General features: G+C 62.4%; 22 protein-coding genes. 6 read left to right on the top strand and 16 right to left on the bottom strand.

Going from position 1 to position 22649, the window contains the following annotated elements:
• Positions 1-88 precede the first annotated feature (88 nt).
• From QRN50_RS09135 to QRN50_RS09125, 3 genes are all read right to left on the bottom strand, one after another.
• On the bottom strand, positions 89-658 hold the full coding sequence (locus tag QRN50_RS09135) for a LysR substrate-binding domain-containing protein (protein ID WP_239986821.1): 570 nt from the start codon (positions 656-658) through the stop codon (positions 89-91).
• Positions 655-954 (bottom strand): LysR family transcriptional regulator, encoded by a 300-nt coding sequence (locus tag QRN50_RS09130; protein WP_003400996.1) that lies wholly within the window; start codon positions 952-954, stop codon positions 655-657. Before QRN50_RS09130 ends, QRN50_RS09135 begins: the two co-directional genes overlap by 4 nt.
• A gap of 226 nt (positions 955-1180) precedes the next feature.
• Positions 1181-1786 carry a DJ-1/PfpI family protein gene (locus tag QRN50_RS09125; protein ID WP_010430079.1) on the bottom strand — a complete coding sequence of 202 codons (606 nt, stop codon included), beginning with the start codon at positions 1784-1786 and terminating at the stop codon, positions 1181-1183.
• Positions 1787-1928: 142 nt separating this feature from the next.
• On the opposite strand from QRN50_RS09125, the gene ftrA reads away from it, so the two are divergent.
• Positions 1929-2882, top strand: coding sequence for a transcriptional regulator FtrA (gene ftrA / locus QRN50_RS09120; RefSeq protein ID WP_003314848.1), 954 nt, complete (start codon positions 1929-1931; stop codon positions 2880-2882).
• Here the strand turns inward: ftrA and QRN50_RS09115 are convergent.
• The 11 genes from QRN50_RS09115 to QRN50_RS09065 form a co-directional block, all read right to left on the bottom strand.
• Entirely contained in the window at positions 2842-4032 is a 1191-nt protein-coding gene (locus QRN50_RS09115) for a serine hydrolase domain-containing protein (RefSeq protein ID WP_096126921.1), read from the bottom strand. The two genes, ftrA and QRN50_RS09115, sit on opposite strands and share 41 nt — an antisense overlap.
• A 3-nt stretch (positions 4033-4035) precedes the next feature.
• A complete protein-coding gene (locus tag QRN50_RS09110) occupies positions 4036-5190 on the bottom strand; it encodes an iron-containing alcohol dehydrogenase (protein ID WP_096126920.1) in 1155 nt (384 codons plus the stop codon).
• A gap of 24 nt (positions 5191-5214) precedes the next feature.
• Complete coding sequence (locus QRN50_RS09105) at positions 5215-5859, bottom strand: LysE family transporter (protein ID WP_096126919.1); 645 nt, start codon at positions 5857-5859, stop codon at positions 5215-5217.
• Positions 5860-5874: 15 nt separating this feature from the next.
• On the bottom strand, positions 5875-7623 hold the full coding sequence (locus QRN50_RS09100; protein ID WP_192873884.1) for an FAD/NAD(P)-binding protein: 1749 nt from the start codon (positions 7621-7623) through the stop codon (positions 5875-5877).
• Positions 7623-9680, bottom strand: coding sequence for a 2,3-diaminopropionate biosynthesis protein SbnB (gene sbnB / locus QRN50_RS09095; protein WP_080434085.1), 2058 nt, complete (start codon positions 9678-9680; stop codon positions 7623-7625). The genes QRN50_RS09100 and sbnB overlap by 1 nt, the downstream gene beginning before the upstream one ends.
• A gap of 5 nt (positions 9681-9685) precedes the next feature.
• Positions 9686-11005 (bottom strand): lysine N(6)-hydroxylase/L-ornithine N(5)-oxygenase family protein, encoded by a 1320-nt coding sequence (locus tag QRN50_RS09090; RefSeq protein ID WP_096126918.1) that lies wholly within the window; start codon positions 11003-11005, stop codon positions 9686-9688.
• 44 nt (positions 11006-11049) lie between these two features.
• A complete protein-coding gene (locus QRN50_RS09085) occupies positions 11050-12030 on the bottom strand; it encodes an ABC transporter substrate-binding protein (RefSeq protein WP_096126917.1) in 981 nt (326 codons plus the stop codon).
• The gene (locus QRN50_RS09080; RefSeq protein ID WP_096126916.1) at positions 12027-13181 is read right to left on the bottom strand and encodes an NAD(P)/FAD-dependent oxidoreductase; all 1155 of its coding nucleotides are present in this window, start codon (positions 13179-13181) and stop codon (positions 12027-12029) included. Before QRN50_RS09080 ends, QRN50_RS09085 begins: the two co-directional genes overlap by 4 nt.
• Before the next feature lie 14 nt (positions 13182-13195).
• Positions 13196-14695 (bottom strand): methionine--tRNA ligase, encoded by a 1500-nt coding sequence (locus QRN50_RS09075; protein ID WP_024651057.1) that lies wholly within the window; start codon positions 14693-14695, stop codon positions 13196-13198.
• Entirely contained in the window at positions 14688-15080 is a 393-nt protein-coding gene (locus QRN50_RS09070; RefSeq protein ID WP_060401041.1) for a cupin domain-containing protein, read from the bottom strand. Before QRN50_RS09070 ends, QRN50_RS09075 begins: the two co-directional genes overlap by 8 nt.
• Positions 15081-15413: 333 nt before the next feature.
• Positions 15414-16379 carry a site-specific integrase gene (locus QRN50_RS09065; protein WP_096126915.1) on the bottom strand — a complete coding sequence of 322 codons (966 nt, stop codon included), beginning with the start codon at positions 16377-16379 and terminating at the stop codon, positions 15414-15416.
• 223 nt (positions 16380-16602) lie between these two features.
• On the opposite strand from QRN50_RS09065, the gene QRN50_RS09060 reads away from it, so the two are divergent.
• Entirely contained in the window at positions 16603-17067 is a 465-nt protein-coding gene (locus QRN50_RS09060; RefSeq protein WP_060409754.1) for an Xre family toxin-antitoxin system antitoxin, read from the top strand.
• Between the two features lie 5 nt (positions 17068-17072).
• Here QRN50_RS09060 and acuI read toward each other — a convergent pair whose 3' ends face one another.
• Positions 17073-18056, bottom strand: coding sequence for an acrylyl-CoA reductase (NADPH) (gene acuI, locus QRN50_RS09055; protein ID WP_060409755.1), 984 nt, complete (start codon positions 18054-18056; stop codon positions 17073-17075).
• 49 nt (positions 18057-18105) lie between these two features.
• Positions 18106-18765: an acrylate utilization transcriptional regulator AcuR gene (acuR, locus tag QRN50_RS09050; protein ID WP_060409756.1), complete on the bottom strand. Its 660-nt coding sequence runs from the start codon at positions 18763-18765 to the stop codon at positions 18106-18108.
• A gap of 134 nt (positions 18766-18899) precedes the next feature.
• Here acuR and QRN50_RS09045 point away from each other — a divergent pair, with 134 nt between their 5' ends.
• From QRN50_RS09045 to modC, 4 genes are all read left to right on the top strand, one after another.
• Positions 18900-19979, top strand: a complete 1080-nt coding sequence (locus QRN50_RS09045) for an NAD(P)H-dependent flavin oxidoreductase (protein ID WP_060409828.1) — start codon at positions 18900-18902, stop codon at positions 19977-19979.
• Positions 19980-20080: 101 nt separating this feature from the next.
• Positions 20081-20848, top strand: coding sequence for a molybdate ABC transporter substrate-binding protein (gene modA / locus QRN50_RS09040; RefSeq protein ID WP_024638634.1), 768 nt, complete (start codon positions 20081-20083; stop codon positions 20846-20848).
• Positions 20849-21529 (top strand): molybdate ABC transporter permease subunit, encoded by a 681-nt coding sequence (modB, locus tag QRN50_RS09035; protein WP_011267944.1) that lies wholly within the window; start codon positions 20849-20851, stop codon positions 21527-21529.
• Between the two features lie 3 nt (positions 21530-21532).
• Positions 21533-22621: a molybdenum ABC transporter ATP-binding protein gene (gene modC / locus QRN50_RS09030; protein WP_096126914.1), complete on the top strand. Its 1089-nt coding sequence runs from the start codon at positions 21533-21535 to the stop codon at positions 22619-22621.
• Positions 22622-22649: the final 28 nt, after the last annotated feature.

Genomic DNA, 22649 nt, shown 5'->3' with positions numbered 1-22649 from the left:
TATGAGCCTTGCCGGCCCGATTCGTTGCATTCGTATCGCGTTCAAAGGTTCGTTGAGGGCACTGTGACAGTGTTTTGTGACACCTCCGTCAATGAGACTGAGGGTTCGAGGCCGGTGGTTTTTTCAGCGCCTGAATCACGGCATTGGCGGCGTTGGACAGCAATGAGGCAGGCCGCGCCACAACGCTGATCTGGCGCATCACGGTCAGCGGCAGCGGGATCGACTCCAGCTCGCGAAGCCGTCCGTTCAACAGCGCGCCAGGCACAATCGAGATGCAATGGCGCTTGGCAACCAGGTCCAGCAGCGTGTCCAGGCAACTGAGTTCGCCGCGTTGACTGAGCCGTACCTGTGCCGATGCCAGTTGCTGATGCAGGCGCTCCACGCCCGGATGCCGCCAGGCCACATAGCGCGAGACCTGCGCAAGCTTGGCGAAACACTGCGCTGTCCCCTGCTTGCTGCGCGCCGCCACCAGTACGTAGTGGTCCGACCAGCAATGGTGCTCGAGGTAATGCTCGTCCAGCACTGCACCCGGCAGGATGAGAATATCGGCCACGCCCTTTATCAATGCGTCCAGCGACGGATACTGTTCGCTGCGGTGCAGCACGTTCAGGTGGATATCGGGGTAATGATGGGCGAGAAAGTCCAGCGAAGCGCTCAGGCCGGTCTCGCGGATGTGCGAGTGGTAATGAATGGTGACGCTGCCACTGACCCCATTTTTTTTAGTTGTTCGAGCGTGGCCATGATATTTCCCAGGGTCTGGCTGATGACCTTGCCTTCAGGGGTAAGCGTGCAGCCTGTGCGGCTGCGAATGAACAGGCGTTTTTCGAAAAAATCTTCGACTTCCTTGATCGCATAGCTAATGTTCGACTGGCTGCAGCCCAAAATGGCGGCGGCCTCGGAGAACGAACCGTGCTGTGCGACGGTTTGAACGACTTTGAAGAAGTGGGTTTTCATGTGTCCTGCACTCTGGTTTTGCAAAGGTGGGTGCGGCCCTGCCGCTGAGCCAAAGGCTCGGGAATACAGGAAACCCCCGCCGAAACACCGAGCTGGCCGGTTTATCGGCTGTTCGAATGAATGTCTCAAGCGGGGGTAAGGCGGACGCTGGCTATCGCGTTGAAGCGCTGGCTATGCACATGTCGCGCACATAGCCTCTTCAGGGGTATCCGCAGCGCGACTGGACTCAGTCGTTCTCGGTCCAGTCGAAATCCATTTGCAGCGCGGTACGTTCGGCCAGCTCACGGCTGTGCAGACGCTCGACCAGGTGCAGGCTCATGTCGATACCGGCGGAAATACCTGCCGAGGTCACGAACGAGCCTTCATCGACCCAGCGCAGCGTGCTGAGCACGTCCACCGACGGGAACATTTCCTTGAGGTCGTCGATGTCTTCCCAGTGGGTGGTCACCTGCTTGCCGGCCAGTTTGCCGGTCCTGGCCAGCAGGAAGGCGCCGGTGCATACGGCAGCGACCACGCGGCCAGGCTCCGACTGATCGCTGATCCAGTGAATCACGTCGGGCTTTTCCAGTTCAGCGGTCACGACGCCACCCGGAACGATCAGGCAGTCGACGGGCGGATGGTCGTTGATCGAGAAATCCGGATCGACCTTGAGCCCGGCGCGGGCACGCACTGACGCGGTGCTGCGGCCAATGGTGAACACGTTGAACAACTGCCGGTCATCACGGCTGTTGCGGGCGTGCATGCGGGTTGCGGTGGTGAATACTTCATAGGGGCCAGCGAAGTCGAGAACCTCGACGTCGTCATAAACGTAGATACCGATATTGAGTGGCACGAGTTGGCTCCAGGGCCTGCATGGCAGGCCACTTGCATCATAGTGAGGGTTAAGCGGGTTTCAGCGGTGACACAGAGCAGATTACTCAGTAGCATCACGTCAAACTACTGGCTGAAATGCCAATATCCGGTAACATCGCGCCATGAAAAATCATCTCGTCGTCGCACTCATCTACAACCAGCTGTGCACCTTCGAATTTGGCTGCACGGTTGAAGTCTTTGCGCTGAAAAGACCCGAGCTGGGCGTCAGTTGGTACGAGTTCGCGACCTTCCCGGTCGACGACGGCCCGATCACCGCTGCCGGGGGCATCACCATCGTGCCGACACCCGGCGAGGTGCTGCTGGAAAACGCCGACACGATCATCGTGCCGGGCTGGCGCGGGGTTGAATCAGAGGTTCCGCAACGGCTCATCGAACAGCTCCAGGCGGCTCATGCACGCGGTGCGCGAATCTGCTCGATCTGTACCGGGGCCTTCGTCCTGGCGGCGGCCGGTCTGCTGGACGGGCATAAGGTGACGACCCACTGGCGCTACACCGACCTGCTGGCCACTATGTACCCGGGCCTGACCATTCAGCCCAACGAACTGTATGTGGATCAGGGCAGCATCGTGACCGCAGCAGGCTCGGCCGCCGGGCTGGACATGATGCTGCATCTGGTGCGCAACGATCACGGCTCGCGCGTCGCCAACATGGTTGCGCAGCGCATGGTCATTCCGCCGCATCGCGAAGGCGGACAATCGCAATATGCATCCCGGCAACTGGTATCGGCCAGCGACGGGCCGATTTCCAACCTGATGGACTGGATTCGCAGCGACCTGCAGCGCCCGCATACCATCAAGGAAATGGCCTCACGCGCGGCGCTCAGTACCCGCACCTTGCACCGCAGCTTCATGGAAAGTACCGGGCTGACGCCTTACGACTGGCTGCTCGGTGAGCGCATTGCCTACGCCAAGGAACTGCTGGAATCGTCGAAATTGCGCCTGAATGAAGTGGTGGACCGCGCCGGCTTCGGCTCCGAAGAGTCGTTTCGCCGGCACTTCCGCAATCTGGTGGGCATCAGCCCGAGCAGCTACCGCAAGCAATTTGCCCGGGCCTGACCCCCAGCTTGGGGTAAAGCGCATCGACGATTGCGTCGGCAAACTCGCCCCACGCGCCGGCAACCGCCGTGTTGGTCAGGACCACCATGCTCAGCGCAGCACGCGGATCGACCCAATAATGACTGCCATACAGGCCGCACCACGACCAGGTTCCCGCCCCCTGCCGCTGCCCGGCAAGCACTGGATCGATAAGGATCATCGGCCCCAGCCCGAACCTCCAGCCGGGCCCGCGGCTGGCGATGATCGTCTGGCCAATCGCATTGCCCAGCAAGCGTGCGGTACCGGCTTCACTCAATAGCGGCGCGCCGCCGAGACGCAGGCATTCGAGCAGCCGCAGATAGTCATCAGCCGTGCCGAGCATTCCCGCCCCGCCCGACTCATACGCGCATGAGTCAAAGGCGCGGGCTGCGGACAGCCGCGCCTGGCCGCTGTCGAGCAACACCCCATCGTCATCGCCGATACGCTCCGGGCCGCTGTCCCCGTCCTTGTAGGCGCTGGCCAGCGGACATTCCGGCAGGTGCCGGAATGAGGTCGCATGCATGCGAAGAGGCGCGGTGACCCATTTGCCGATGGCTTCTGACAACTCCAGCCCCGTGGCCTGTTCGACCACTGCACCCAGCACATCAGTGGCCAGCGAATATCCCCAGGCACTGCCGGGCTCGAACAGCAAGGGCACACGCGCCAAACGTCTCAGGTTTTCCTGCAGGTCGAACGGTACGCGATCCAGCCCGTCCGACACCCCGGCGCGCTGATAAGCGTTATCGGGCGCTTGCTCAAAGCCGTAGCTCAAACCCGACGTGTGTGACAGCAGGTGCTGCAGCGTGATGAGCGGCTCGCGGCCATTGGCCAGATGCGGTCGAAAGGCTGGCAGCCAGTGCGTCACCGAAGCGTGCAGATCCAGCACACCCCGTTCGCAGAGCCGCAACACCGCGACCGAGGTCAACAGCTTGGTCAGTGAGGCCAGACGAAAACGCGTGCGGCGGGTGACCGGAATCTGCTGTTCACGATCGGCCCAGCCGCGCGCACTGGCGTATTCCAGACGCCCATGCCGAGCCAGCAACAGCACGCCACCGACGATCCGACCCTGCTCGACGAAACTGCGCCAGACATGGTCAAGACGCTGTATCCCCGCCTCGTTCAGGACAGCCATGGTTCACTCGCCCCTCACTGCACGGCTGAAGATCTGCGCGTAGGCCTGCGCCGAATGGCGAATCGGGTTGGTGTGCGAGCAGCCATCGGCGAAAGCCATCCGCCCGACCCGCTCGGCGTCGCGATCGTCGATACCGATCTCGCCCAGCGTATGTGGAATGCCGATCTGCTCGCGCAGTGTCAGCAGCCAGTCCATCACCCCGGAGAAACCGGGCGACGGCAACCGCAGGTAAACCGCCAGATCGTCCATTTGCGTCTGCAGCACCGAACGATTGGCCTCCAGCACGTAGGGCAGCAGGATCGCGTTCAGCAAGCCATGATGCTGGTCGTAGAGCGCCCCAAGGCTTTGCGCGATTGCGTGTACGCCGCCCAGACCGCGCTGAAACGCGGCCGCGCCGAGGCTGGAGGCCACCAGCATCTGCTGCCGCGCCTCCAGGTCCTGCCCGTCGGCGACGACACGCGGTAAAAACGCCTTGATCATCTGCATGCCCTTGACCGAAACCGCTTCGGCCATCGGGTGCCAGGCCGGCGAACACCAGGATTCCATGCAGTGGGTCAAGGCATCGGCGCCGGTGGCGGCGGTCAGGTGCCTGGGCAGGTCGAGCGTCAGCGTGGCATCCAGAATCGCGATGCGCGGCATCATGCGAAGGTGCAGAATGGTGCGTTTGACCTGCGCCTGCTCATCGGTAATCACCGACGCACGCCCTACTTCAGAGCCGGTCCCGGCCGTTGTCGGCAGCGCAATCACCGGCGCAATGCCATACGGATCGGCGCGCAGGTGGTTGTCGTTGACGTCTTCGAAATCCCATAACGGGCGGGTCTGGCCCGACATCAGCGCGACTGCCTTGGCAGCGTCCAGCGCCGAGCCGCCGCCAAACGCAATCACGCCGTCGTAGCCACCGGTTCTGTAAGCGTGCAGCCCCTCGGCGACGTTGGTGCCGGTCGGATTGCCCTTGACCCGGTCAAACAGGCCGCAGTGGCCCAATTGACTGCGGCAGTCCTCCACGGCGCTGGCAATCATGTCGGTGCTGCCGAGAAAGCTGTCGGTGATCAGCAGCGGACGTTGTATGCCGGTCACCCTGCAGGCGTCGGCCAGTTCGTTGACGCGTCCTGCGCCTGCGCGGATGGAAGTCGGGTAGTGCCAGTCGTTGTGATGCATTCAGGTATTCCTTTACAGATGATTTCAGTGAATGAAGCCAGCCGGCAGCAACCCGATCAGCAGACGCAGGCCGAAAGCGATCATGAACAGGCCGGTGACGATGTCGATGGCCTTTTTCATGCGCTGATAGCGCGTCTGTACCGCAGGTATCGAAAACAGCGTGGCGAGCAGCACGAACCAGGCAATCGCCAGCACCGCGATGATCGATACCCCCGCAGTGCGTACCCACATCGGCATGCCCGGCATGGTCACGGTGGTGAACACGCTGGTGTAGAACGCCAGCGCCTTGGGATTGGTCAGGTTGGTCAGCAGGCCGAATCGATAGGCGCGGCTCAGACTGCCAATGCCCAGCGCAGCGATGTCCCTGGGTTTGGGCTGGCTGCCGGCACTGCGCAGGCTTTTGCTGCCGAGCCAGGTCAGGTAGGCACCGCCGAGCAATTGCAGGGTCGGTTGCAGCCATGGCAACTGTTGAAACACCAGCCCCAACCCGGTAGCGGCCAGCAAGGCCCAGAGGATGCTGCCCGAGGCAACGCCCAGCCCGGCACAGATGCCCTGCTGCCGTGACTGGCTGAACGAGAGTTGGGTGATGACCAGAAAGTTCGGACCAGGGCTGATGATCAACACGATGAACGCCCCAGCGAGGGCGGTCAGCAAAGTGATTTCTTGCATAGTAATAATTCCTTTTTAATTAACAGCTTGAATGGCTTTGTTCAACTGAAATGTGATGCCACTTGAAGTTGTGTTTGTCAGCGTATCCAGACAAGACTCGACTGCCCGGCGCGCCTCGATCAGCGCGCGACAGGTCGGATCAGGGGTCGGTACGTAGTGGTTGTAGAACGTGCAGCCTTCCACGGCGGGCCCGAGAACCCATAGCCGCTGCTGCACCTCACCGTCGCGACCGATTGCGCGACCCGCTGCGTCGGTGTCGATGCCATCGGCAGGCCAGGCATGCGCGGCACGAATCAGCCCGCGCTTGCGCAGATCGTTGATTAACCCATAACGACTGCCCGACACACCGCTGTGGGCGACACGGGCAGACACGCAGTTGTGCGGCTCCTGCACGTCACTCATCGGCGGCAAGACCGTCACGACCCCGGCCTCGATCAACGCCAGCAGGTCTTCATGGCGTTCCTTCTGCGGCCCGCCGACCAGACGGTTACTCAGTCCCGCCCAGGTGCCATAGAAATCCAGCGTCGAGGATTCGGTCAGGCCGTTGCGATCGACGACCAGACGCAACAGGTCGCGATAATCGCGCCAGACCTCCAGTGCCTGACAGATCGGGCTGTGCGCGGTGCCCAGCCGACTCAGGGCCAGGTCACGTTTGATCCAGTCGACGAACCACTGCCCGTATGTTTCTTGCGCGCCGGACCAGGGCTGGGTGATCAGCCAGTGCTCAGGCTCGAATTCACCCCACTGCTCTGCCAGACGGGCAAACACTGCCGGTCTGCTGATTGACTCGCGCAGCAGGCGCTGAACAGAGGCCAACCGCCCAGGCGCCTCCATGCGGACCCTGGCCTGATAAAACACGGCACGCATTTCATCCTTGATCAGAGGCAGCACATCGGCGCGAAAGTCGAGCCGCCCGCCTTCCCTCTGCTCGCGCAAACGCGCTATGGCGTCGGCCGTGAAAAACAGCCTCGGCAACGGTGCGTGACGGCAGGCATGCCACTGCGGCCTGGCATGAAACGGCAATCCGCTACGGGAATACATCAACACCCTGGGCTCGCGTCCGGACGGCAGGTAACGCCAGCCGGCGAAGCCGCCATCGCGCACGTAGCGCCCGCCGCGCCCCTCAGTCAGATGCGCCAGCGTGTCCATGGCGGTCAGCCCCAGGCCTTCGATGACCACGCACTCGCCGACGTCCTGCTGCACGTGGGGGTCAGGCGCATGTCCGCTGGTGAGGAACACGCCGTCGACGTTCATTGCCAGACTGCCGGTACGCAGCCGGAAACCCGGCGTTTGCGACCTTGGCTGGCAGCTCAGCACCTGCTCGGCGTGGTGGCGCACCTGCACGTGCGCCGGGCAGCGTTGCAGCAGAAAGCGATAACTGTCCTGCAAATAGCGCCCGAGCAGAGCACGCGGCACGAAGTCGCCAAATGCCACCGCTCTGCCCTGCCCATCCAGGCTGACATGGCCGCGCGCGTCCAGGCGTACATCCTCACGGCTGCACCATTGCAAAAAGGTCGGGCCTGGCGGTTCACACGCCGGGAAAGCCGAGGAAAACGCCGACAACTGACCGGCCATGGTGTTGAGCATCAGGTAATCCGGCTGCTGCGCAAGGTGCAGCCCGCTGCCCGGCGGCTGCGGATCGAACACGTCGATACGCAGCGGTTGCCGCACGTCTTGGCGACTCATGCCGATCAACTGCTCCAGAATGCTCAATCCGCGCGAGCCCATGCCGATAATGGCGACGGTATGCGTCTGCATGGCCATCACCAGCGCGCCGATTCAAAGAAGAACTGCGGCACCGGCAAAGCGCTGCCCTCGGCCACCGCCTGGCGATACACCCGCTGCCCCACAGCAAGGTCGAGCACGCCAAGCCCGAACGGCGAAAAGATCGAAGCCTTGTCCGGACTCAACTCCACTTGCCCGGTCATCAACTGTGCCAGCGTCCCGGTAATGAACGAGCGGTGCTGATACTGCTGCACGGCGAGGTCAGGCGAGGTCTGAGCCTTGAGGCAGTGTTCGACGTCATCGAGGATGTTGTTGGCCTGGGCAATGACCTCCGGCCCCAGATCGCGCAACGAGATGTTCAGCACCCGTTGCCCCGGCTGAAACACCGGCTCCAGTACATAAGGGCTCGGCGCAGTAGTGGCGAACACCACCACATCGGCTTGCAGGCACGTCGCCAGGTCGCTCGGCTCGCTGTGCAGTCCATGACGGCTGGCATGTCCGACCAGCGCCAGCGCCGAATCCTGGTGCTGATCGAAGACGCTGACTGCGTCCATCGTCCAGCCATCGCTGACGAACATGTCGAGGATGGTGCGGGCAATGAAACCGGCACCAATGAACGACATTCGCCCGACATGGCGCTGCTGGCGGCTCATCCAGCGCGCAGCGAGCACCGCCGAGGCTGCCGTGCGCATGGCACTGATACGCGAGGCCTCCAGGCAGGCAAAGGCATAACCGGTGAGTGGATCGTTGAGAATCAGCACCGCCGAGGCGCGCTGCAGGCCCGTGTCGATATTGCCCGGAAAGCTGGAAATCCATTTGATGCCACTGACCGGCTGCTCGCCCGACAGGCTGGCGGGCAAGGCGATGATGCGATTGGCCGGTGCCTGCGCAAAGCGCAGAAAGTAACTGTCGGGATTGATCGTTTGGCCAGCCTCATGAGCCAGATACGCCGCCTGCACGTCATCGATGCAGGCCAGCGGGTCTGCCGCCAGCAGGCGCGCAACCACCTCACCGTCGAGCACATGGAACGCCGCGCGCTTCATGCGCTCGGCGGCCAGCCAGACCGTCCAGCTTGAATGCCGGGAAAGCGCAGGCGCTTCCATGCTCTCAGAACATGTCTCGGCCACTGGCGAGGACAGGTCTGCCAGGGTCATGCTCAGCACTTCGCGGCCAAACCGCTGTTCGACCCAGTGATCATCGTACAGCGTGTCGAGGTAGCGCTCGCCCCAGTCCGGCGACAACGCCACCACCACCGAACCGGGCTCGATGCGCTCGCGCCAGGCATGCACCGCAGCGATCACCGTCGCGGTGGACCCGCCGACCAGCAGACCCTTGCTGCGCGCCAGAATGCGGCACATGGCGACGGTGTGTGATTCCGGGACCATTTCCAGCGCATGAATGCCATCGGCATTGAAGATCGGCGGGCGCTGGCTGGTGCCCAGTCCAGGAATGAAGCGCCGGCTGGCCGGGGTGTCGAAGGTCACCGAGCCGACGCTGTCCACGGCAATGATTCGGGTGGTCGGATGATGGCGCTGAAAATGCTGAATGCAGCCCATCAACGTGCCAGTGGTCCCGGCACCGACGAACACATAATCCACATGGCCGAAATGCTGGCTGATCGAACGCGCCGTGGTTCGCGCATGGGCACGCGGGTTGGCCGCATTCTCGTATTGATTGAGCCAGACATAGCGCGGGTCGCTGGCCACTTTTTGGCGAATCAGCTCGATGCGCGTCCCGAGGAACCCGCCGTTGGCGTCCGGGATTTCGACCTGGATGACCTCGGCGCCGTAGCTGCGCATCATGCGGATGTTGTGGCTGGAGCTGTTGGGGTCGACCACGCAGGTAAACGGGATGCCCCGTTCAGCGCAGATCATCGCCAGCGCCACCCCGAGATTGCCCGACGAGGACTCGATCAGAATCGTGTCCGGGCCCAGCAGGCCCCGCGCCTGAAGGTCATTGATCAACCCCACGGCAGTCTTGAGCTTGATCGAGCCTGCCGGGTTGAGTGATTCCATTTTCAGGAAAAAATCGGCGCCCAGGCCAGTCACCTTGAGGAAGGCCTGATCGTGAACGATTTCGCAAAGAGAGTTGTACATGGGCTTCACTTCCACTGTGCCAGCAAAGGTTCGGCTGCCGGTGCTACGGCCTGCTGAAGGGCCGTGGCGATACGCTCGGCGCGCAACGCCATCAGTGAAAACGACTGACTGTCACTGATTCCGTGGCTGCGTTCGGAAAGGCCGTTGACCCAGATATTCACGTCGCACTCGCCTTGGGTGGCGACCCGATAGTCCCGATCGATGAGCAGCCCCCCGTCGACATCGGCCTGCAGCCATGGCTGCAAACCACTCAGCAACGGCGGTATCAGGTACTGCTGATACCCGGTGCCAAGCACCACGGCATCGACCTCAAGCACCTGGGTGCGCTGGCTGAAGGTGTCGGTCAGCTCGACCCGGTAGCCTTCGGCGACGGGCTCTATGGCGCTGATCACGCGGTAGGCGTAGGTCTGCAGGCGTTTGCGACCGGCAATGGAGTCTTCGTAGATCAGCGAAAACAGCTTCTGGCTTTCGTCCGGGTCGATCCCTGCGTAATTGGTCGAGCGGCTCCAGTCGAGAAAACGCTGCCGCGCGGCGGGGCCCAGGCTATGGAAATAGTCGACGTGATCCGGAGCGAATACCCGGTTGGGAAACTGGCCCAGCTGGGTGAGTTTGAAACCGGCCGAGCGATGCACTGAATGCACCTCGATGCCGGCGTCGCGGCTGACCAGTTCCAGCACCGACTCACTGGCGCTCTGCCCCGAACCGAGCACCAGCCAGCGCTTGGGCAGGTGCTCGCCGAAGGCTTGCAGGCGGCTCAGAAACTGCGACGTGTGAAACAGCGTCGGGCCGATCAGCGCCTCGAACGCGGGCGGAATACGCGGAGCACTGCCGCTGGACAGCACGACATTGCGCGTCGTGAAACAGGTATCCGCCGTGCACACGCGTAGTTCATGCAGGCGCCCATGACGCAGCACCGGGTCAATGCCTGTAACCGGCGTGTTGAAGCAGGTCTGGCTGTCCACCTGCGCGGCGACCCAGGCCAGATAATCCGACCATTCATGGCGACTGGCCGGGCGGCCCAGCAGGCCGAAATCGAACATTCGCCCGTGTTCCTTGAGGTACATGGCGAACGAGAAGCGGCTGCGTGGATTACGCGGGGTCACCAGATCGCGAAATACGTGATGATTGATGTCCGTTCCGGCCAGCAGCAGTTCGCGATGCCATTGGCTGTCCTGCGCAGCTTCCAGATAGCGAACGGACAGCGTGCCCAGCGGGTCATTGGCCTCTCGCGCATCGGCAAACGCGCAGGCCAGCGCGATACCGGCCGGACCGAAGCCGATACAGACGGCGTCCGAATGCAAGGTGTGTGGTGTCGAGTTACCCATGAAGTTCCGGTCCTTAGAGTTGGTGTAAAGCGGTGTTTTGGGTGCTATGGGGTGATGCGGCTCAGCCCGGTGGGGCCTGGCGTCCAGAGGCAGGTCGTCGCGCTGCGTAGCTCGCCCTGATCGAAGCTGACCGTGCCCAGCGGTGTGTTGAAGGTGCTGTGCCGAAACGCATCCGGCAGTTGCGCGGCGCGAAGACCACCGCGGGCCACCTCGGCCAGCACGTAAAGCATCAGCAGGCTTTCGCGAAAGTAGGTCTGCGGTTCGGCAGCGAACAGCGACCGGTGCAGTGCCTGGGCCTGACAGCGCTGTCCGGCGCTGTCGGGGGCTGCGAAGCCGATGACGAAGGTGTTGCTGTCGTGCGCTGCGGCGCGCCCCAGGTACGGCGAGGCAGCGTCGTCGGTCAGCACCAGCGGTCGAGTGCTGCCGGCTTGCCGCCGCGCTTGCCAGTGCTCGCGACTGGGTTTGAGGCGTCCGGCAAACACCTCGACATCGGCCTGGTCGAGCTCGTCGACACGTTGCAAACCGGCACCTGCCAGCGCCGCGCTGATGGCGACGCACAAGGCCCGACCGTGAGCACTGTCGTCGGCCTGAACATGCACGCGCGGCCACTGACGAGTCGCCAGCCAGCTGACCAGATCCGCCGCCAGTTGCCGGTCCGCGGGGCAGAAACGAAAGACGTTGGGGTGCTCCAGGGTCAGGCAATCGATCGTTGCTGCTGGGGTCAGCAGGGCAATACCGGCGTGCCGATACAGCGGCGCGGCAGCAACGGCTGCATCCGAAGAGAAATGACCGATGACCAGATCGGCCTTCCAGTCGATCATTTGCCGAGCCACATCGGCCCCGCGAACGGCATCGGCAGCGTCGTCGAGAAAGTGCCACTGCACCCGCTCAAGCCCCGGCTTGCAATTGCGCGCCGCCGCCAGCGCCCTCATGAAGGTCCGTGCATGCGGCGTGTCGTCGGGATCGAACAGAGCGCTGACCCCGACCCGCAAGCCCTGCAGACGCGAGTCGTTCGAGGACGTCATGACCGCACGCTCGCCAGCGCGAGGTCTTGTGCTGGAAAGCCCGGCATCGACCTGCCTGGCGACAATGCCGACCAGCCAGAGCAAGCGCGATCCTTTCCAGCCAGATGCCTGCGCAGTTGCTCGACAGCAATGTGCGCCACGCCGGGCGCGAACTTGAAGCCCAGCCCGGACATGCCTGCGGCCAGATACACCGGGCTGCGCTCGGCGCAGAACCCCAGCATCGGCCGACCGTCGGCGCTGTAGCTGTCGAAACCGGGCAACACATCAAGCACATGCGGCTTGCCGGCCGAGGCGCACACTTGGGCGACGCGCTTGCAGGCGTCTTCGCTATGCCGTGCATCGGGCTGCGCAAGGTGCTCGGGCCACAGGCCGCTGTCACGCGCGCCACAGCCGGTCTGCACGATATGCCGAGTCAGCGGTATGCCATAGCTCTGGGTAACCGCATCAATCACCGGCATTGACCAGTCGCCTTCGGTCAGCACCCGGGCCAGGGGAATCGAGCGTGCTTCCAGCCCCGAGTGCGGCACCAGGTGCTGGCTCCAGGCACCGGCAGCGACCACCACGGTCCGGCAACGCAGCGTGGCGCTGCCCAGGTCGATGTGCACAAGGTCGGGCGCCCGGCAGTCGATGGACTTGATCTCGCGATGCTCCAGCAGCAAGCCCTGCTGGCGTACCGACTGACACAGCGCGGCGACGGCCTGACGCACATTGCCGACGCAGGCGCGCGGCTCGAACAGATTGACCCGTTCCAGCGTCGGGCAATGCGGGTAGCGCCGGCCATCGAGCTCGTGACCTGACAGCAGGCGCATCGGGTAGCGTTCGCTGCCGTACTGGTCGATGGCGCGGTGCAGGTTATCCATCTGGTCCGTAGCGGCCCGGTAAATCACCCCGGTACGCCGCAAGGCACTGGCGTAAGTGCCCGCAAAAACGCCGTCGTCCATCAGGCTGATGGAATAGGCCGCCAGTTCCATCAGCAGCGGATCGCTGTCATACAGGCGAACCAGGCCGCCGGAATAGCCGCTTGCGCCCAGGCTGCCGGCTGCGCCCTTGTCGATCAGCGCGACCGACACACCGGCGCTGCACAGCTTCGCCGCGATACTGGCGCCGGTGATCCCGGCGCCAATGACCGCTATCTCATAATCGATAAACATTGTCGTGAATCCGTTCAGATGGAGTATTCAGCGGCCGGGCCGTTCATCAGCGTGGCGTGGACGCGGGCCTCGGGCAGTGCGAACGCGCTGATGATCTGCGCTGACATGTCCGGAATCAGCGCCTTGCCGGCCACCGCGATGAATGCCGCCAGATGGCTGACCGGGCGTCCTTCGGCCAGACGCCCGCGGGTGATGGCGATCGCGTCCAGCAGCACCTGAGCCATGCGTTTCATCGAAAACTGCGCAGGCTCCGAGGCTTTGCTCCACTGCACGCGCAACGCTTCCAGGAGTCCGGCGTCCGCCCCGCAGAGGCCGCTCCACCAGTGGTCGTCGCGATTGCTTCCGGCGTCCAGCAAGGCCGGGAAAAACTCGCTGAACACCTCTGCCCGCCATGCAAGGAACTGCGCCAGGCGGAAATCACCTTCGCTTTCCTCCGGCGCGATACTCGCCAGATACAGGCGCGCACTGTCCGCGCAGGCTTCACGGGCCAGGTCGCCGACCCAGATCGCATGGTTGCGACTGGTCGACAGGTTCAGGCCGTCCAGCTTGAGAAACTGATTGGGCATGAAGCGCTGGCGGACCTTGATGTCGTGCAGCGCCGTCAGTTGTGCCGGGTAGACGATGGCGTGGCTGAACACACAGTCAAAGCCGAGAAAATGCACCAGCGTGCCCTGCCCTGACTGCCAGTACTGACGAAACAGCTCCGGACGCCCGACGCGGTCGGCATACTCCCGAAATGCCGCCATATAGCCGGCCAGACCCATGAACCAGGTGTGCACCCGGCACGAGCCGTCGGTCTGAAGGTCAAGCCCGCCGTCGCCCGGGCGTGTGACGCCCCAGTCATGCAGGTGCTCCAGGCTGTCGCGCAACCAGCTGTCGAGCGGCTTGCGCCATGACTGGCCCAGCAGGCGGTCACGCAACTGCGCTTTGAACCCGGCCAGTTTCAGAAACGCGCGATGGACGTTTTTCCATTGCGAGGGCTGACTGCAAAGCTTGCAGCGCAAGTCTGTCATCAACTCGGCGTCAGGGGCCTGGGCGCAGTTCTCGCACTGACTGGCATCGGACTCGGCACCGCAGTAATTGCAGTTGCCCCGGGCAAAGGCCTCGTAGCCCCAGACGTCGCAATCAGGGCAATACGGCTCGCTGGAATCCCGACACTCGATCGCGCCGGCATCACGCAACGCACCGAACACTTCACCCACTGCTTCGGCGAACCACGGGTTGTCGTGCGGGCGCATCCAGTTATCGGGCTGTATGTTGATGGCCGCCAGCGAGGCCTCGATGCGGTCGGAATTGCGCCTGGCCAGCTCGACCGGGTCGACGCCCAGCTCCAGCCCTTTGCGCAGCATGTAGGACTGGTAGTCGTCGGAATAGGACACCAGCACACACTCGTGACCACGCTGACGCTGCACGCGGGTGAAGACATCAGCGGCCAGAAACGGCCCGGCGATATGGCCTATGTGCAAATCGCCGTTGGGGGTCGGGGGCGTGATGGTGACGATGAACTTACTCATCCAGGCACCCCGTGGTCTCGCTGTGCTGCGCCACGAACGCATTCACGTAGTTCATGTCCCACCAGACCACATAGAAGTGGAAGTCCTCGGCGGACTCATTGATGACGTAATGGTTGGTGTGTTTCGGAATCGCGGCGATATCGCCAACGGTGAAATCCATCTGCCGGTCACCGACAACCAGACGCGCACTGCCCTTGATGGCAATGAAGATTTCCTGATCGATCTGGGTGTGTGCTTCGCTGCAGGTGCCCGGACGGATCACGCACCAGCCGCCGGCGAACGGCATCGGGTAGCCTTCCCACGGCAGCAGGCGGCTGCCATCCAGTCCGTACTCGTGTACCAGCGAGTCGAATCGGGTTTTACGGTGTATATCGAACTTTTCCATGCTCAGTCCCGTACGTTTCAAGTGCGGCAAAGCATGAAATTGTTGCCAATTGTTGGCTATCCGATTGCCGGATAGCTCAGGGTCGAACTATCCATTTTCTGGATGGCGATCCGCAGGCCCGTCCGCCGTCCTATTTCTTTTGCCAATGACGGCTATCGATAACGCTGATAACTGAATCGGGAACGCCAGTGTTAACGTTGCCGGCGATGAACGAACATTTCTCCCGGCCCCGCGAATCCGCGTCGCGATGCCGGTGAATCTCTGCTCTGCTTCATCACTCCTTTGGTTAGATCTTTTAAGCCACCCCGTTTACGCGAGGTGGCTTTTTTTTGCTCAAAGATCAAACCCGTCCACAACATTGCGCCGCTCGTTGTCACTGCGCATGTCGTAACTGGCGGTGGTCGAGATGTGCGTGTGATGCGCGAGCTTCTGGGCAATCGACAGATCGAACTCTTCGATCACCTGGGTAATGAACGAACGTCGAAAATCATGGGGCATGATGTTCACACCCACCTGGCGCCCGCGCTGCTTGGCGATGAAGTAAATGGCGTGCTTGGTGATTCTGTCGCGGGTGATATGGCTGCCACGGCGAATCCGGTTGAACAGGAACGGGTCATCGCCCTGCCCCGGCGGGAGGCACGACCGGCGCAACGCCAGCCAGTCGTTCAGCGCCTTGAAGGCCCATTCGGGGGCGTATTTGATCAATTGCTTGTTGCCTTTGCCCAGCACCCGCAGGCTGCGCTCGGCGAAGTCGATCTGGGAAAGGTCGAGGTTGACCGACTCGGACTTGCGCATCCCCGAGCCATACAGAATGGCAATGATCGCGGCATCGCGACGCCCTTGCGGCCTGGGGTCGGCAGCACAGGCTTCCATCAGCTCACGAATCAGCGTGCGACGGATGTTGCGGCCCTTGACCAATCGCGTGCCGCTGACCGGTTTGATCGAGCGGATTTTCAGCAGTTGATCGTGGCTGATCAGGTCGTGTCGCCAGGCTTCGTTCATCACGCCGCGAATGGCGTTCACATACAGCGAGGTGGTATTGGGCGCGTAGTCATCCTGACGCAGCGTTGCGACCAGCGCGGTAACGTGGCCAGGTTGCAGGGTGTGCCAGGGAATATCATGAATATCGACGTCAGCCATGCCCAACCGGTCTGCTGCATCCTGCAGAACGTAGGTCATGGTCAGGCGGCTTGAAGGTGCCAGGCGATCGAGGTAGAGGCGCAGTGGCTTGTTGACGTCGGGCAGCGAAGGCTGGCTGACCATGCGTGCGTCCTTATCGGTGTGAGGGTCGTGCTGCATAGAAAGCGACGCCTTTTCTGGTGCAAGCGCGTGCCAACAGCCACGGCGCTTTTCATTCGTATTCAGGCGAGCGACTTTAGCACGAGGGCTCTGGTGCGACACCTGCGCTGCAGCGCACCACCATTATCCTCAGGCAACGCCCGGTAACATCGTGGTGTTTGAACGACGCGTCGCCTGAGATAGCCTTGGCCGTCCTTTCCGCCATCGAAGGCCGGCACGCACCTTGATTCCGCCCTCTGCCCGCAAAACACCTGGCCGCGGTGACGCGGCGGCCAGTTTCTGGTTGCTGACCCACCAGCTCAGTCAACGCAGCGAAGCCGAACGCCTGACGAACATTCAGGCGGGCTTTGCACCGCGCTGGATCCGTGCAGTGCGGGACGCGCTGGTCCTTGCCCCCAGGCAAATGGAAGCGCTGTTCAACGCATCGGTTTCAACCCTCGAACGGCGCCAGCGCCAGCAACAGTCACTGGACCTGGTAGCCTCCGAACGCCTTGACCGTGTGGCGATGATTGCCAGCCACGCCCTGCAGGTGTTTGCAACGCCCGAGCGTGCCAGCCAATGGCTGGTTGCCCGCAACACCTCATTCGGCGGTCGCACGCCGTTGCAATTATGCGAAACCGGGCTCGGCACGACGCAAGTTCATCGCGCACTGGTCGCGCTAGAGTGTGCCAGTGCCGACGCGCCGTGATTCACTCAGCGTGCAGTATCCACCACGATCCGCCCACGAACCTGCCCTGCAATCAATTGCGGCGCGAGGTCGATCACCTCGCTCAAGCCGACTTCACGGCTGATCAGTGGCAGCAACGACATGTCCAGGTCGCTCGCCAGCCGCGACCAGGCTTCCAGCCGATCCGCGCGCGGGCGGGTCACGCTGTCGATACCCGCCAGCGTGACGCCGCGCAGAATGAACGGCGCAACCGACCCCGGAAACTCCATGCCCTGCGCCAGGCCACAGGCCGCCACCACACCGCGATAACGAATACCGGCGCACACATTGGCCAATGTATGGCTGCCGACAGAGTCGACTGCCGCCGCCCATTGCTCCTTGGCCAGCGGTCGCCCAGGCTGCGAGAGGGTCTGCCGGTCAATGATCTGTGCCGCGCCGAGTTGCTGCAGATAGTCGCTTTCCGAGGCCCGCCCGGTGGAAGCAATGACCCGATAGCCGAGCCTGGCCAGGATGGCGATGGCAAAGCTGCCGACCCCACCATTGGCGCCGGTGACCAGCACATCACCGTGGTCCGGGGTCAAGCCGTGCTTTTCCAATGCCAGGACACTGAGCATCGCGGTGTAGCCCGCCGTGCCGATGGCCATCGCCTGCGCCGGCGTGAAGGCCTCTGGCAAAGGAATGAGCCATTCGCTCTTGAGCCGGGCCTTTTGCGCCAGCCCGCCCCAATGCCCTTCGCCTACGCCCCAGCCATTGAGCAGAACCTTGTCCCCGACCTTGAACTCAGGGGTATCGCTGGCTTCAACCGTACCGGCCAGGTCAATACCCGGCACCATCGGGAAGCTGCGCACGATCGGGCTCTGACCGTTGATCGCCAGCGCGTCCTTGTAGTTGAGCGTGCTGTGCGACACGTCGATCGTCACGTCGCCCGAGGGCAGCCGCGCTTCGTCGATGTCGGTCAGATTGACGTGGTAGCCCGCCTCATCCTTGTCGATCAAGATGCCCTTGAACATATGCGCCTCCAATTTAGACTGATCGTCTTTAAATAGCTCTGAAGAAAAATCATTGCGGCAAACCGCGAAGGTAGCCGGCAATGAACGTGTTCAATGGTGTAGCGCTTTTAACCAGCCGGGCACGCAGCACTGCGCCCTCCCAGCCGATCCAGAAAAACGCGGCCAGCTCATCGCAATCAGCGTCTGCAGCCAGCTCGCCCATTGATTGCGCAGCCCTCAGACAACCCGCCAGTTTCGACTGCCAGTCCAGCAGCGTCTGTTCCAGTACCTCGCGAAATCCGTCCGGTAACAGACTGATTTCCTGGCCCATATTGCCGACCATGCAACCGCGTCGATAGTCGTGTCGCGCCATACCGCCCTTGGCGCTCTGTACAAAGCCGACCAGTCGTTCCAGTGGCGAAAGCGCTTCATCCAGCAACCAGCGGTCCAGCCGTTGCGCAAAATAGCGCGCGTACTCATCCAGCACCGCCCGGCCAAAGGCTTCCTTGCTGGGGAAGTAGTGATAGAACGAGCCTTTGGGAATGCCGACTTCCTTGAGGATGTAATCCAGCCCCGTGGCCGAAAAACTCTGCTCGGTGAGCACTTCCAGACCGCGACGCAGCAGCGCCTCGCGGGTCTCGAGGTTATCGCGATCAACCTTTGGCGGCCGGCCGGGACGCCGGGGCCTGGCGAGTAAGGGAGTGGGTAGCGAGGTGGTTGGCTGAGTCATGCCCGAATAGTAGACCGATCGTTTTTTATGTCAACCGAGTCGCCCTTCCGACGTGTCGATGCTCGACGTGGCGTTTGCCATTCCCGCCATTCTCGCGCTCAATGAGCATTGCCTGAATGCTGCCGGAGAAACACATGAGTCAATGGCCAGATAGCCGCATCACTGAACTGTTTGCCGTCGAACTGCCGCTGTTGCAAGCCCCCATGGCGGGCGCCAGCGGATCGCAGATGGCCATTGCTGTGGCTCAGGCTGGCGGCTTGGGGGCATTGCCCTGCGCCATGCTCACCCCTGAGAAAATCGAACAGGAAGTAGCGACTTTCAGGCAGCAGACCGGTAACGCTCCGCTGAACCTGAATTTCTTCTGTCATCAACCTCCGGCCTACGATGCCGAGCGCGCCGAACGCTGGAAGCAGTCGCTCAAGCCGTATTACGAGGAATTGGGTGCCGATTTCGATGCGCCGACACCAGTCTCCAACCGCGCGCCCTTCGACCGCGACAGCTGCACGCTGATCGATTGCTTGAGGCCGGAGGTGGTGAGTTTCCATTTCGGCCTTCCGCAGCCATCGTTACTGGATCGGGTCCGGGCCACGGGTGCAAAGATCATCTCGTCAGCCACTACGGTCGAGGAAGCGATCTGGCTGGAGCAACACGGCTGCGACGCGGTGATTGCCATGGGCTACGAAGCAGGCGGCCATCGGGGGCTGTTCCTCAGCGATCAACTGCACACCCAGGTCGGCACCTTTGCATTGGTCCCGCAAATCGCTGACGCGACAAGCATCCCGGTCATCGCCGCAGGTGGTATCGCAGACGGTCGCGGTGTTGCGGCGGCATTTGTCCTGGGGGCTTCGGCGGTACAGATCGGAACCGCGTATCTGTTCTGCCCGGAAGCCAGCGTCAGCGCCCTGCACCGTCAAGCGCTGCACGATGCCACGGGCAGCCAGACCGCTCTGACCAACCTCTTCACCGGGCGTCCGGCGCGAGGCGTCGTCAACCGGATCATGCGCGAAGCCGGCCCCATCAGCCCGCTCGCCCCGGCGTTTCCGCTGGCAGGCGGTGCCTTGATGCCGCTGCGCGCGCAGGCGGAAAAACTGGGCAGCAGTGACTTCGTGAACCTCTGGGCAGGCCAGGCAGTCGGTATCAAACATCGGCTGGGAGCCACCGAACTGACGCGGCAACTGGCTGAAAATGCGCTGAAAATTCTGTCTCCGCGATAAAACAGTGCTTTCAGAACAACAGGCTGACGCTATATATTTATTTATATAGCGAAACGCCCTTACCCCGATGGCGTGCGTTTTCATCATCAAGGAGCTGCTTCATGCGAACGACCACGCTGCGCGCCATTCTCAAATTCTCCGTGCTGGCCTTTGCCGCCTCTGCCGCAGCCCATGCGTCTGCCGACGAAGTGCAAGTCGCCGTGGCGGCCAATTTCACCGCGCCGATCCAGGCGATCGCCACTGACTTCGAGAAGGACACCGGCCACAAACTCGTCGCTGCGTTTGGCGCTACCGGTCAGATCTATACGCAGATCAAAAATGGCGCGCCGTTCGAGGTATTCCTCTCGGCCGACGACACAACGCCGGCAAAACTCGAGCAGGAAGGCGACACCGTCAAGGGTTCGCGCTTTACCTACGCGGTCGGCACACTGGCGTTGTGGTCGGCCAAGGATGGTTACGTCGACAGCAAGGGCCAGGTACTCAAGGCCAATCAGTATCAACATCTGTCCATCGCCAACCCCAAAACCGCCCCCTACGGTCTCGCGGCGACTCAGGTACTGAGCAAACTGGGCCTGACCGAGGCCACCAAAGCCAAGATCGTCGAAGGTCAGAGCATTACCCAGGCCTACCAGTTCGTGTCCACCGGCAATGCCGAGCTGGGTTTCGTGGCCCTGTCGCAGATCTACAAGGATGGCAAGCTGACCAGCGGCTCGGCCTGGATCGTACCGGATGACCTGCATGACCCGATCAAGCAGGACGCAGTCATCCTCAACAAAGGCAAGGACAGCGCCGCTGCCAAGGCGCTGGTCGAGTACCTCAAGGGCCCGAAAGCCGCCGCGATCATCAAGTCTTTCGGATACCAGCTGTAAATGCCGCTGGGGAGTGCCGACATCGCGGCGATCTGGCTGACGCTGAAACTGGCGTCGCTGACCACTGTCATCCTGCTGATCATCGGCACGCCCGTTGCGCTGTGGCTGGCGCGCACTGATTCATGGCTAAAGGGGCCGATTGGCGCAGTCGTCGCCCTGCCCCTGGTCTTGCCGCCAACCGTTATCGGTTTTTACCTGTTGTTGCTGCTCGGCCCCAACGGTGCGGTGGGTCAGCTTACGCAAAGCCTGGGACTGGGCACACTGACCTTCAGCTTTGCCGGCCTGGTGATCGGCTCGGTTCTGTACTCGATGCCTTTTGTCGTGCAGCCGCTGCAGAACGCGTTTGCAGCGATCGGCACTCGCCCTCTGGAGGTCGCAGCTACCTTGCGGGCGGGCCCTTGGGACACCTTTTTCCACGTGATTCTGCCCCTGGCCAAGCCAGGGTTTATCACGGCGGCCATTCTGGGATTCGCGCACACGGTCGGCGAGTTCGGTGTGGTACTGATGATCGGCGGCAATATTCCTGAGAAAACCCGTGTGGTGTCGGTGCAAATCTTCGACCACGTCGAATCCATGGAGTACCTGCAAGCGCACTGGCTGGCCGGCGCGATGCTGGTCTTTTCCTTTCTGGTGCTGTTGGCGTTGTATTCCAGCGGCAAATCCAGAACGGGATGGAGCTGAGTCATGGCATCGCCGATTGAAGTCCGCCTGCAGATGGCCTACCCGGATTTCACCGTCCGTACCGACCTGAGCCTCCCTGGGTCGGGAATTACCGCGCTGTTCGGGCCTTCCGGCTCGGGCAAGACGACATGCCTGCGCTGCATCGCTGGCCTGGAAAAAGCCGATCAGGGCTTCATCCGCGTTCAGGATGAAGTCTGGCAGGACACCGAAAAAGGTATTTTCCTGGCTCCGCACAAGCGGGCGATCGGCTACGTGTTTCAGGAAGCCAGCCTGTTCCCGCATCTGTCGGTGCGGGACAATCTGGAGTTCGGCATGAAACGTATCCCGCGCCAGCAGCGCCGCATTCAACTGCCGCAGGCCAGCGAACTGCTCGGCATCGATCACCTGCTGCAGCGTAACCCTGACAAGCTGTCCGGTGGCGAGCGCCAGCGCGTGGGCATCGCCCGCGCCCTGCTGACCAGCCCGCGGCTGATGCTGCTCGATGAGCCGCTGGCGGCGCTGGACACCCGGCGTAAAAGTGAAATCCTGCCGTACCTGGAGCGCCTGCACCGCGAGCTGGACATCCCCATGCTGTACGTCAGCCATGCTCAGGATGAAGTCGCACGCCTGGCGGACCACCTGGTGCTGCTCGAGGCAGGCACCGTGCTGGCCAGCGGTCCGATCCACGAAACCCTGGCGCGGCTGGACCTTCCTCTGGCGATGGGCAGTGATGCAGGCGTGGTCATCGAAGGCACGGTCAGCGCCTATGATCAGCATTACCAGTTGCTCACCGTAACACTGCCCGACAGCAAACTGAGCATGCGCGTCGCCCACGCGCAGATGCAGGTCGGCACCCTGCTGCGCATCAAGGTCCAGGCCCGGGATGTCAGCCTCAACCTGCAACCCGATTACCAGAGCAGCATCCTCAACCGCTTGCCGGTCACGGTGATCGAGGAAGCGCTGGCCGACAATTCGGCACACGTTCTGGTGAAGCTGGACGCTGGCGGCACGCCGCTGCTCGCACGCATCACTCGCTATTCCAGCGACCAACTGAACCTGCACAGAGGCCAGTCGCTCTGGGCGCAGATCAAGGCGGTCGCGGTGCTGGCCTGACCTTTCGAAAAAAACAGCCACGCAGCAA

This window comes from Pseudomonas sp. MEJ108, from assembly GCF_030208985.1.
GTDB lineage: Bacteria > Pseudomonadota > Gammaproteobacteria > Pseudomonadales > Pseudomonadaceae > Aquipseudomonas > Aquipseudomonas fragariae.
Note: the sequence above shows the minus strand (reverse complement) of the source record. Positions and strands in the feature narration are given on the sequence as shown.

What these genes read in the sequence shown, in the direction of transcription:
- QRN50_RS09105 (WP_096126919.1), bottom strand. Translation starts at nt 5,859, where the DNA reads ATGCAAGAAATCACTTTGCTGACCGCCCTCGCTGGGGCGTTCATCGTG.
- modC (WP_096126914.1), top strand. Translation starts at nt 21,533, where the DNA reads ATGGCATCGCCGATTGAAGTCCGCCTGCAGATGGCCTACCCGGATTTC.
- QRN50_RS09045 (WP_060409828.1), top strand. Translation starts at nt 18,900, where the DNA reads ATGAGTCAATGGCCAGATAGCCGCATCACTGAACTGTTTGCCGTCGAA.
- acuI (WP_060409755.1), bottom strand. Translation starts at nt 18,056, where the DNA reads ATGTTCAAGGGCATCTTGATCGACAAGGATGAGGCGGGCTACCACGTC.
- QRN50_RS09090 (WP_096126918.1), bottom strand. Translation starts at nt 11,005, where the DNA reads ATGGGTAACTCGACACCACACACCTTGCATTCGGACGCCGTCTGTATC.
- QRN50_RS09075 (WP_024651057.1), bottom strand. Translation starts at nt 14,695, where the DNA reads ATGAGTAAGTTCATCGTCACCATCACGCCCCCGACCCCCAACGGCGAT.
- QRN50_RS09130 (WP_003400996.1), bottom strand. Translation starts at nt 954, where the DNA reads ATGAAAACCCACTTCTTCAAAGTCGTTCAAACCGTCGCACAGCACGGT.
- modB (WP_011267944.1), top strand. Translation starts at nt 20,849, where the DNA reads ATGCCGCTGGGGAGTGCCGACATCGCGGCGATCTGGCTGACGCTGAAA.
- QRN50_RS09115 (WP_096126921.1), bottom strand. Translation starts at nt 4,032, where the DNA reads ATGGCTGTCCTGAACGAGGCGGGGATACAGCGTCTTGACCATGTCTGG.
- QRN50_RS09110 (WP_096126920.1), bottom strand. Translation starts at nt 5,190, where the DNA reads ATGCATCACAACGACTGGCACTACCCGACTTCCATCCGCGCAGGCGCA.
- QRN50_RS09080 (WP_096126916.1), bottom strand. Translation starts at nt 13,181, where the DNA reads ATGTTTATCGATTATGAGATAGCGGTCATTGGCGCCGGGATCACCGGC.
- acuR (WP_060409756.1), bottom strand. Translation starts at nt 18,765, where the DNA reads ATGACTCAGCCAACCACCTCGCTACCCACTCCCTTACTCGCCAGGCCC.
- QRN50_RS09065 (WP_096126915.1), bottom strand. Translation starts at nt 16,379, where the DNA reads ATGCAGCACGACCCTCACACCGATAAGGACGCACGCATGGTCAGCCAG.
- QRN50_RS09070 (WP_060401041.1), bottom strand. Translation starts at nt 15,080, where the DNA reads ATGGAAAAGTTCGATATACACCGTAAAACCCGATTCGACTCGCTGGTA.
- sbnB (WP_080434085.1), bottom strand. Translation starts at nt 9,680, where the DNA reads ATGTACAACTCTCTTTGCGAAATCGTTCACGATCAGGCCTTCCTCAAG.
- QRN50_RS09085 (WP_096126917.1), bottom strand. Translation starts at nt 12,030, where the DNA reads ATGACGTCCTCGAACGACTCGCGTCTGCAGGGCTTGCGGGTCGGGGTC.
- modA (WP_024638634.1), top strand. Translation starts at nt 20,081, where the DNA reads ATGCGAACGACCACGCTGCGCGCCATTCTCAAATTCTCCGTGCTGGCC.
- ftrA (WP_003314848.1), top strand. Translation starts at nt 1,929, where the DNA reads ATGAAAAATCATCTCGTCGTCGCACTCATCTACAACCAGCTGTGCACC.
- QRN50_RS09100 (WP_192873884.1), bottom strand. Translation starts at nt 7,623, where the DNA reads ATGGCCATGCAGACGCATACCGTCGCCATTATCGGCATGGGCTCGCGC.